This window comes from Arthrobacter sp. EM1 (assembly GCF_029964055.1).
Lineage (GTDB): Bacteria > Actinomycetota > Actinomycetes > Actinomycetales > Micrococcaceae > Arthrobacter.
This window is the reverse complement of the sequence record NZ_CP124836.1, coordinates 2,832,260-2,842,376: the sequence shown is the minus strand read 5'-3', so window position 1 is coordinate 2,842,376 and position 10,117 is coordinate 2,832,260. Positions and strand designations below refer to the sequence as shown.

Annotated in this window: 9 protein-coding genes; 3 read left to right on the top strand and 6 right to left on the bottom strand. The window is 66.0% G+C overall.

All coding sequences use genetic code 11. The features are described from left to right. Positions 1–62 precede the first annotated feature (62 nt). Both QI450_RS13145 and QI450_RS13140 read right to left on the bottom strand, forming a co-directional pair. Complete coding sequence (locus QI450_RS13145) at positions 63–320, bottom strand: hypothetical protein (RefSeq protein WP_226775683.1); 258 nt, start codon at positions 318–320, stop codon at positions 63–65. Between the two features lie 110 nt (positions 321–430). Then, positions 431–1,873, bottom strand: coding sequence for a PucR family transcriptional regulator (locus QI450_RS13140; protein WP_226775682.1), 1,443 nt, complete (start codon positions 1,871–1,873; stop codon positions 431–433). 143 nt (positions 1,874–2,016) lie between these two features. On the opposite strand from QI450_RS13140, the gene QI450_RS13135 reads away from it, so the two are divergent. The 3 genes from QI450_RS13135 (at position 2,017) to QI450_RS13125 (ending at position 5,999) form a co-directional block, all read left to right on the top strand. Beyond that, positions 2,017–3,447, top strand: coding sequence for a gamma-aminobutyraldehyde dehydrogenase (locus QI450_RS13135; protein WP_226775681.1), 1,431 nt, complete (start codon positions 2,017–2,019; stop codon positions 3,445–3,447). Positions 3,448–3,499: 52 nt separating this feature from the next. Further along, on the top strand, positions 3,500–4,855 hold the full coding sequence (gene gabT / locus QI450_RS13130; protein WP_226776172.1) for a 4-aminobutyrate--2-oxoglutarate transaminase: 1,356 nt from the start codon (positions 3,500–3,502) through the stop codon (positions 4,853–4,855). A gap of 271 nt (positions 4,856–5,126) precedes the next feature. Beyond that, positions 5,127–5,999, top strand: a complete 873-nt coding sequence (locus QI450_RS13125) for a universal stress protein (protein ID WP_226776173.1) — start codon at positions 5,127–5,129, stop codon at positions 5,997–5,999. 50 nt (positions 6,000–6,049) lie between these two features. Here the strand turns inward: QI450_RS13125 and QI450_RS13120 are convergent, their stop codons facing one another. From QI450_RS13120 to rarD, 4 genes are all read right to left on the bottom strand, one after another. Beyond that, on the bottom strand, positions 6,050–6,865 hold the full coding sequence (locus tag QI450_RS13120; protein WP_226776174.1) for a class I SAM-dependent methyltransferase: 816 nt from the start codon (positions 6,863–6,865) through the stop codon (positions 6,050–6,052). Further along, on the bottom strand, positions 6,865–8,457 hold the full coding sequence (locus tag QI450_RS13115) for a bifunctional diguanylate cyclase/phosphodiesterase (RefSeq protein WP_226776175.1): 1,593 nt from the start codon (positions 8,455–8,457) through the stop codon (positions 6,865–6,867). Before QI450_RS13115 ends, QI450_RS13120 begins: the two co-directional genes overlap by 1 nt. After that, entirely contained in the window at positions 8,444–8,848 is a 405-nt protein-coding gene (locus QI450_RS13110) for an STAS/SEC14 domain-containing protein (protein WP_226776176.1), read from the bottom strand. Before QI450_RS13110 ends, QI450_RS13115 begins: the two co-directional genes overlap by 14 nt. Before the next feature lie 113 nt (positions 8,849–8,961). After that, complete coding sequence (gene rarD / locus QI450_RS13105; protein WP_282358532.1) at positions 8,962–9,987, bottom strand: EamA family transporter RarD; 1,026 nt, start codon at positions 9,985–9,987, stop codon at positions 8,962–8,964. Positions 9,988–10,117 lie beyond the last annotated feature (130 nt).

Below are 10,117 nucleotides of genomic sequence, written 5' to 3'. Positions count from 1 at the left end.
GCTCAGACGGGATGACCCCGCCAGGGCGGCCGGACGGCCGGACTGACGGGGTCAGGGGAGGTTTACTGGAACTGGCCGAACTGGAAAGGTCCGATCACACCGGTGTCCACCAGGGGGCCGTCCACCAGGGGGCCGTTGATAAGCCCGCCTTCAAACAACGGACCGAAGGTGAAGTGGTTGTTCGATGCCGGGCTGCTGCTCACGGCCGTGGTGTCAGGGGCGGTGGCGGCCTGGGCCGGCATTGACGTGACGGCGAAGGCGGAGAATGCCAGTGCTGATCCTGCGGCGATCCGGGTAGCGGTCTTGAGGGTCTTATTCACGTTCATCTCCAGTTAGGTAGCCGTACGGTTTCAACGCACCAAAAAGGTGCCATAGGGCTATTCGGACCCGTCGGGAACGCGGATGGGTCGGCACCGGCCGGGGGCCGTGCTTAGCCCGAGTGGCGGGCGCCCAGACGCTGCACGGCCAGCGCAAGCCACAGCTGCACACGGTCCGAGGTCTGAGCCGGGTCGTAGCCGGTGAGTTCGGTGATCTGGGCAAGCCGGTAGCGGACCGTGTTCCGGTGCAGCGTGAGCTCCTCGGCCACGGCCGCCACCGAGCCGTTGTTGTTCAGGTAGCTCTCGAGCGTGGGCAACAGCTCGGCGCCGTGGGCGGCATCAAAGCTCCGGAGCGGGTTGAGGGACTCGTTCGCCATGTCCGCCAGCGGCACATCCTCGCTGGCCAGCAGCAGCGAGGTTAGGCTCAGCCGCTCAGGTTCGTTCACGGGCAGGCCGTGGCTTGCCGCGTCACGGGCCTCGAAATAGCTCCAGCGCAGCCCGTTGGGTTTTGTGTAGGCTCCGCCGATCCCGATCGTCGCGTGGATTCCGGCTTCGGCCAGATGATCGCTGAGGCTGCGGGCCAGGGCCCCGGCGCCGGAACCGTCGTCGGGGACCACGGCCACCAGATCCTTGCCGACGACGGCGCTGATCGACCCTTCCAGCGGCTGCGGCAGGGAGGAGGTGACCAGTTGTTTGGGGTGGGCGGCCGATTCTGCCAGCAGCACAACGTTCCTGCGGGTGCTGTTGATGCCGATTCCGGCCAGCCGCCGGGTGGCCTCATTGGCCTCCAGGGTCCCGTGGATTACATCCTCGAGGACCTGGCCCGCCAGCGCGCGCTGGGACTGCCGCTGTTTGACCATGTTGTTGAGCTCGACGCTGATCAGGTTCTGGGCATAGCCCACAATCCCGGAGTCCTCAAACGGCTGCCGCACCCACAGGGTGCAGGCGTCGCGGCGGCCGGTGGGAATCGGGAAGGATGCCCAGCCTTCGGCGCTGGGCGCCGCGTGACCGGGCTCGCTGCTGTAAAGCTGCGCGGTGAACTGGGTCAGCACGATCTCTGTCCGCAGCATGGATCCGAGGTGCTTGAGCAGTTCGGCGAGGCCGCCGCCGGTAAGCAGGGCGCGGGCCAGGATCTGGTGCCCGGCAATGAGCCGTTCCAGCTTGGTGAAATGGTCGGCGGACTGGGCATCGGCGACCAGCTTGCCGATCGCAATAAACGGCGTCTCATACGGGACCGCCACCACCGGCAGGCCCCACCGGTTGGCTTCGGCGATCAGTGCCTGCGGCACGGCCTCGTGCGTCAGGCCGATCCCAAAGCCGATGCCTACCGCCCCGGCGCGCTGGACCTGACGGACGAAGCGGCGCTGTTCCGGGGCGCTTTTGAGGCGCATGCCGGTGGTGAGGACCAGCTCGCCGCCGTTGAGGAACCGCTGCGGATCTTCCTGTTCGGTAACGGCCACCCAGGCAATGTCCTGGTGCCAGGTGGTCTCGGCGAGGCCGGCCTTGGCGAGTTTGAGGGACGGAACCCCCAACAGAGCAGCGAGTGAAATGGCCATAACTTCAGGATAACCGGGGGCTGGGCAAGCGCACTAAAATCACGCTGGAATGGTGTGCAGGTGACTATTCCCTGGTGTGCACCGCTGGCATAGGCTCGGAGCAGTCTCATCGGGTCCTTTCAGCGTGAAAGAGGTTGTACACCGTGGTTCAAACCTTGCAGAACTTCATCAACGGCGAGTTTGTTACCCCTGCCGGAACCGGGGTACTGGACATCGTCAACCCCACGAACGGGGACGTCGTTGCCATCTCCCCGATTTCGGTCCAGGCCGACGTCGACGCCGCGATGACCGCCGCGAATGATGCCTTCAAGACCTGGAAGCATGTGACGCCGGGCCAGCGCCAGCTGATGCTGCTTAAGCTCGCTGATGCCGTCGAGGCCAACAGCGACGAACTCGTCGAAGCACAGCACCGGAACACCGGACAGGTCCGGTCCCTGATCGCCGCCGAGGAAGTTGCCGCCGGGGCGGACCAGTTGCGGTTCTTCGCCGGTGCCGCCCGCATTATGGAGGGCAAGTCCGCCGGAGAATACTTCGAGGGCCACACGTCCTACGTGCGGCGCGAACCTATCGGCGTAGTCGCGCAGGTTGCACCCTGGAACTACCCGTTCCTGATGGCGATCTGGAAAATCGGGCCGGCCCTGGCCGCGGGCAACACCGTGGTACTCAAGCCTTCGGACACCACGCCGGAATCCACCCTCGTGCTGGCCCGCCTCGCCGGCGGCATCTTCCCGGCGGGCGTGCTTAATGTTGTGCTGGGCACCGGCGAGACCGGCGCCCTGATGGTCGAGCACAAGGTCCCCGGCCTGGTCTCGATCACCGGCTCCGTCCGCGCCGGCATCGCGGTCGCGTCCGGTGCCGCGAAGGGCCTCAAGCGCGCCCACCTGGAACTTGGCGGCAAGGCCCCGGCCATCGTGTTCAAAGACGCCGACCTGAAGAAGAGCGCCGCGGCCATCGCCGAATTTGCGTTCTTCAACGCCGGCCAGGACTGCACCGCGATCACCCGCGTCCTGGTCCAGGAAGACGTCCACGACGACGTTGTTGCAGCCATGGTCGAACACACCAAGACCCTGCGCACAGGTTCTCAGAACGATGAAGAGAACTACTTCGGCCCGCTCAACAACGTCAACCATTTCAACGCCGTCACCGCAGTTGTGGACCACCTGCCGGCGAACTGCCGGATCGAGACCGGCGGCCACCGGGCGGGTGAGAAGGGATTCTTCTTCGAGCCCACGATCGTCACGGGCGCCAGACAGAGCGATGACATTGTGCAGAAGGAAACGTTCGGCCCGGTCATCACGGTGCAGAAGTTCAGCACCGAGGACGAGGCCGTGGAGCTGGCCAACGACGTCGACTACGCCCTCGCCGCCAGCGTTTGGACAACCGACCACGGCACGGCCATGCGCGTCAGCCGGGACCTTGATTTTGGCGCCGTCTGGATCAACACGCACATCATGCTCACCGCCGAGATGCCGCACGGCGGCTTCAAGCACTCCGGCTACGGCAAGGACCTCTCCATGTACGGCGTCGAAGACTACACCCGCATCAAGCACGTGATGAGCGCGCTCGACGCCTAACTCACCCGCCCGCCCGGCTTAGCCCCCACTTCACGCTTAGAAAGGCTTTCCCATGACCATCACCGCACATGACATCACGTACCGTCTGGAGCAAAAGCGCCGCGTCCAGGCCGACTTTCCGGGACCCAAGTCCCTCGCCCTGACCGAGCGCCGCAAGGCCGTCGTCGCTGCCGGCGTCGCCTCCAGCGTCCCGGTCTTCGTTGCCGATGCCGACGGCGGGATCATCCACGACGTCGACGGCAACTCCTTCATCGACCTCGGCTCCGGCATCGCCGTAACGAGCGTCGGCGCCTCTGACCCGGCCGTCGTCGGCGCGGTCAAGGAAGCCGTGGAGCACTTCACCCACACCTGCTTTATGGTCACCCCCTACGAAGGTTACGTCGCCGTCGCGGAGCAGCTGAACCGACTCACCCCGGGCGACCACGAGAAGCGCACCGTGCTGTTCAACTCAGGTGCCGAAGCCGTGGAAAACGCCGTCAAGGTGGCACGCCTGGCCACCGGCCGTGACGCGGTCGTCGCGTTCGACCACGCCTATCACGGCCGGACCAACCTGACGATGGCACTGACCGCCAAGGCCATGCCGTACAAGACCAACTTCGGCCCGTTCGCGCCCGAGGTCTACCGGATGCCGATGAGCTACCCCTTCCGCGAGGAAAACCCGGGGATCACCGGTGCCGAGGCCGCCAAGCGCGCCATCACGATGATCGAAAAGCAGATCGGCGGGGACCAGGTCGCCGCGATCATCATCGAACCGATCCAGGGCGAGGGCGGCTTTATCGTCCCGGCCGAGGGTTTCCTGCCGGCTCTTGCCGCCTGGGCCAAGGACAAGGGCATCGTCTTCATCGCCGACGAAGTCCAGTCCGGCTTCTGCCGCACGGGTGAATGGTTTGCCGTCAACCACGAAGGCGTTATCCCGGACATCATCACCATGGCCAAGGGCATTGCCGGCGGCATGCCGCTCTCCGCGATCACCGGCCGGGCGGAGCTGCTGGACGCCGTCCACCCCGGCGGCCTCGGCGGCACCTACGGCGGCAACCCGGTGGCCTGCGCTGCGGCGCTGGCGTCGATCGGCTCGATGGAACAGTACGGCCTGAACGCCCGGGCCAAGCACATCGAGGAGATCGCGCTCGGCAAACTGCGCGAACTCGCCGCTGAACAGCCAGTGATCGGTGAGGTCCGCGGACGCGGTGCGATGCTGGCGATAGAACTTGTCCAGGCCGGCTCCAAGGAGCCGAACCCGGAGCTGACCAAGGCCGTCGCCGCAGCCTGCCTGAAGGAGGGCGTCATCATCCTGACCTGTGGCACGTACGGGAACGTTATCCGCCTGCTGCCGCCGCTGGTCATCAGCGACGAGCTCCTGCTGGACGGACTCCAGGTGCTGGCCGCCGCCGTCAAGGCGAACGCTTAACGGATCCGGCCCGCCGGACAACAACCCCGGCCGGACAACAGCAGGGCCCCGGACCACGGTCCGGGGCCCTGCTGGGTTAATCCGGGCCGCGCCCGGCGTCGGATCGGAGCGTTGCCGGGCGCGGCGCCAAATCCCGCTGACCATCCCGGCCAATTCGGGTCCTGCTGGGCTAGAGTCGTTCCTACCACTGCAGGAACGCAGACCGGCCGACGTCGCCCGGGACCCCCGGAGCAAGGCTGGCTTCTGCCACAGACCCATAAGGGGTTCATACATGCGATACGTAGTCGGCTACACTCCCAGCGAACGCGGCGCTGACGCCGTGGCCCTGGCCTCCGCCATGGCCCGCGCCCAGGGCGCGCACCTTGACCTGGTCTACGTGGTGGACCGGCGAACGCCCTATGTCGCGATGAACCCTGAGGGCAGCCGTATCAGCGCAGCCGAGCAGGAAGTACTCCGGGCCGAACGGGAGGGCCTGTCCCTTGTACCCAAGGACATCGAGGCCCGGTTCCATGTCCGCCAAGCCGATTCGCACGCCGCAGGCCTCATCGACGCGGCCCTGGAATACAGGGCCGGCCTGATCGTTGTTGGTGCCGCCAGCGCCGGGCTGTTTAAGCGTTACACCATCGGCAGTGCTGCCAACGCCCTGCTCCATGCCTCTCCGGTTCCGGTGGCGCTGGCCCCGCGCGGTTACCGCCGGACCGAAGCGATCACGCGGCTGACCCTCGCGGTGGGCCAGCGCAGCGGGGCGGATGCGGCGATCGAGGTGTCGATCGAATCCGCTGAACGCCGCGGCGTCCCGCTGCGGCTGGTTTCCCTCGTGGAACTCGACGCCGAAGGGATCGGCGGCGAAAACATCAATGCGGCGCACGTGCATGCCAATACCGTTCTCACCGCGGCCGCCGGCCGGCTGCCGGCGGGGCACCAGGTAAGCGTTGAAGTTGCCCACGGGCGCTCCATTGAGGAGGCGATCGACGACCTCGAATGGGACGAGGGCGAGATCCTGATCGTGGGCTCCTCCCGCTTGGCGGAGAAGAATAAACTGTTCATTGGCAGCACGGCACACAAAGTACTGTTGGCCCTGCCGGTTCCCATGGTGGTGGTCCCGCGCGACTACGTACGGGTCAACACCAGCCCTACGGACTAACACCTGGCCCGGCCGCCGCAGCCAGAGCCGTCGCGGGCCGGGGCCGGCCGCTAGCTGTGCCGTTTGCCCAGAACCGCCCAGTAGGCCGGGATCGTGACGCCGGAACCGCCGTCCTGCATGGGTGCTGTCTCCAGGGTTGTCGCGCCGTCCGCAAACACCGTCCAGTGCCCGGCAGGGAACGCCCGGCCCCGTTGCTGTGCACCAAAATGGCCCGGTTTAGGAAGGGTCGCGATGGCCTGCCTCAGGGGCGCGGGGATGGCACGTCCGGTGGCACCCAGCCCGCGCAGATAGTCGAGGGCCCCGCCGGGGACGTTCGACTCGACCAGGTAGATCCGGCCGTGGGTTCCCAGCAGCGGTTCGATGGACCGCGCCAACGCAGCCTGGCGGCGTGGGCTCAGGACATGGAACACACCGCGCACAAAGACGTTTGCTTCGCCCAGATTGACTGCAAGGCCAGTGACGGCTTCCGGGTCCGTAGCGTCCAGGACAACGAATCTGAGGTGCGGCACCCCAGCGCTGGCCGAGGTGGCGGCGGCCACGGCTCCGGGCGAAACGTCGGCTCCGACGACTGCGGGAAACAGCTCGGCGAGCCGCCGGGACGGGGCCCCGGTGCCACAGCCGAGGTCGACGATTGGGAGCCCGGTATCCAGCAGACCGGCCAGACGAGCAAGGTGCTGGCCCATTTCTCCCTCCGCGTTGGCTTCCCAGATGACGGCCTCACGCAGCGAACCTGCCGCAACACCGCGCCAAAATTCGTCCCAGAGGCTATTAGGGTGCCGGGGGAACCTGAGGGACAGGGCGGCCACCCGGACCACAAGCCGAAGGGTGTCGGTGGATTTGGCCAGTGCATCCGGCAGCCGGACCATTACGTTGGTGCGTCCGCTCGGCGACGTCCCTGGCCCTCCCGGCTGCCGGCCGGGGACGCGATGCAGTGCAGATCACCGGCGGCAAGAAGTGCCGTCATATCAGCCACCGCAAGAGGCCGGCTGAAGAAATAGCCCTGCCCGAATTCGCACTTCATTTCCTTGAGCTTCTCTGCCTGTTCCCGGTGCTCGATTCCCTCGGCTACGGCGCCAAGGCCCGCCGAGTGGATCAACTGCAGGATTGCAGCGACGAATTCTTCCTGTTGGCTGTCCTGCACCAGGCCATCGATGAGTGACTTGTCGATTTTCGCGTGCAGGGCCGGCAGGGTCCGCAGGTAGCTGATGGACGAATAGCCAGTGCCGAAGTCGTCAATCTCCAGGGGAATGCCGAGCCCGGTGAGCGCTTCCATGGTTCGGGAGACTTCCGGTCCGCCGCTCATGATCGCCGTTTCGGTTATTTCGATCGCGAGATGTTCCGGCACCACCCCGTACTTCGCGAGCAGGCCTTGGACGTACCCGGCCAGGTCGCTGTGGTGGAGTTCCACAGCTGACAGGTTGACATGGATGCGGAAATCTTCGGGAAGGCCCGGTACGGTCCGCCAGCGGCCGGCCTGTGCGATGGCCTGGTCCAATACCCAGCGGCCTATTTCCACGGTCAGGCCGCTTTCTTCCGCCGAGGCGAGGAACGAAGCGGGCGCCAGCAGCCCCCGGCTCGGATGCCGCCAGCGGATCAGGGCCTCGGCTCCGGCGACACCGCCCGTGCGCAGGTCGACGATTGGCTGGTAGTGCAGCTCAAACTCGCCGGCGGCGATCGCGGTCCGTACTTCCGTGACGAGATGGACCCGCGCCTTCGCGGTCTCGTGCATGGCCGGGGAAAAAACCTGCAACTTGTTGCGGCCCAGTTTTTTCGCCTCGTGCAAGGCAATGTTGGCGTCCCGGATGAGTTCGTCGGCTCGGAGCCCGGACTCGCCGAACCTTACGCCTGTTCCTGTCGTGACGTTTACGGTGATTCCGCCCGCCGGGATGGCTGCCTCGGTGGCCGTCACGAGGCGGGCGGCGAGCTGCAGCACGGACTCGGGGTCGCAGTCCCTGACCAGCACGGCGAATTCGTCTCCGCTGAGCCGGGCCACAAGATGCTGCCCGTCGGCGGCGGACCTCAGGCGCCGGGCGATTTCCACCAGGACGCTGTCCCCCGCAGCATTTCCCAGGCTGTCGTTGACCAATCTGAAGGCATCCAGGTCCACCAGGATCAGCGCGGGCGGGCGGCAGGATTCCCCGGCCGCAAGGGCGGAGCGGGAGATTGTCTCCCGCAGCAGCGACCGGCTCGCCAAGCCTGTCAGTTCATCGGTGTTGATGACCCGGCGCAGGTCCGCCTTGGCGTCTTCCAGCAGCGCCGTGCGTTCGGCGACCCGGACTTCCAGGCTGTCATACATGCTTTGGAGCTCTTCGGCGAGCAAATTGATGCCGGTAGTGACGGCATCAATGCCGTCCCGGGCAGGGGAAGTCTCCAGCCGGTTCGACAGATCCCCGGAGGAGAGGACGACGATGCCTGCTACCAGTTGTTCGAGCCGCCAGTCGTCGTTACTCGCGAGCATCGGCCCGCGTCATCAACCAGTTGACAGCCTCATCCTGGCTGGTGAAGAACTTCGTCGGAACCGGTGCCGCGTGGACGCCGAGGAAAAAATTGGCAAGGACACGGTCAACGGGGGAGGAACCAAGCAGGGCGATGGCCGACGCGTCGCAGGGTCGCGAAAACACGGCCCTCGCCGGCCTGCTCACAGAATTTGTGGTGGCCATATCGATCAGGAGCGGACGCGGCAGCCCCCGGCACAGTTCGTTAACACGGTCCATGGCCAACTGGGCGCCGGCGCCGTCGATGCTGACCCCCCGCCGCCAGACGAGCCGCAGAATGCCGCCGTGGTCGAACTCAAGGGATTCGATCAACGACCCGCCTGGGGTTTCAAAATCCCGGTCAGGCACGGGCATACCTCAGCTTCCAACTTAATGCGTCCAATGCCATGACAATAACGCACCGGAACACCCATCGCGAGCATCGGCCCGGCCCCCGCCGGCCCGTGGCGGGTCCCCAGGTTCCGGGATCAGGCAGCCGCGCGCGCCCGTTTGCGCAGTACGGAGTTCTTCCGTGCGGTCAGCAGCATGTCCACCGTCAGTACCAGCAGCGCCAGCCACACCACGCCGAAACCGATCCAGCGGTCTGTGGTCATGGGTTCGTGGAACACGGCGAGTGCCACGATGAACTGCAGCACGGGGGCGAAGTACTGCAGCAGGCCGATGGTCGTCATCGGCAGGCGCCTGGCGGAGGCTCCGAAGAACAGCAACGGCACGGCGGTAATGATGCCCGAGGCGGCGAGGAGCCAGAAGTGCCCGGACCCGTTGGTTGTCAGCGTCGCAGCGCCGGTCAGCGCCAGGACGATCAAGGCGGCCGCGGCCACCGGCGCCAGCACAATCGTCTCGATCGAGAGGCTGGTAATCGCATCAACGCGTGGACCGACGCGCTTTTTGACGAAACCATACAGGCCAAAGCTCAGCGCAAGAGTCAACGCGATCCACGGCAGTTTGCCGTAGGAGACCGTGAGGACGCCCACGGCGATGAAACCGATTCCGACGGCGGACCACTGCAGCGGCCGCAGCTTCTCTTTGAGCACCACAACACCCAACAGCACCGAGACGAGCGGGTTGATGAAGTACCCCAATGAGGCTTCAACGGCCTGTCCGGTGGTTACGCCGTAGACATAGGTCAGCCAATTGACGGCGATCAGCACAGCGGCCATGACGAGCGGGAAGATGATGGTGCGGTTCCGGAAGGCGGCCGCCAGGACCCGCCAGGAACGGGTGACAGTGATCAGCAGGACGCAGAAAATAAGCGACCAGAGCACCCGGTTCGCCACGATCTCCACCGCACCGGCGGGCTGCAGCAGGAAGAAGTAGAGCGGCATCAGCCCCCACAGGCCGTACGCGCCGATCCCAAAGACAATTCCCGCCGTGGTGTCCGTGTCTACTGCCTTGAGAGCTGCCGGGGCATGCTGCGGGGCACCCCCGCCGGGGGCAGCAGCGCCCCTGGTCGTCAGAGACGTGGGGGCGGGGGATCCATCGGGGGTAGGCACAAGATCAATAACACCACCTCCAGGGCCGGTATTCCTGCTTTCGGCTCCGATGCCTGCAGCGCCGGGCCCGGGATTCCTGGGACGTTGGTCACCGGGGCACCCGGAGGCGGCCGAGGACATTTAGAATGGA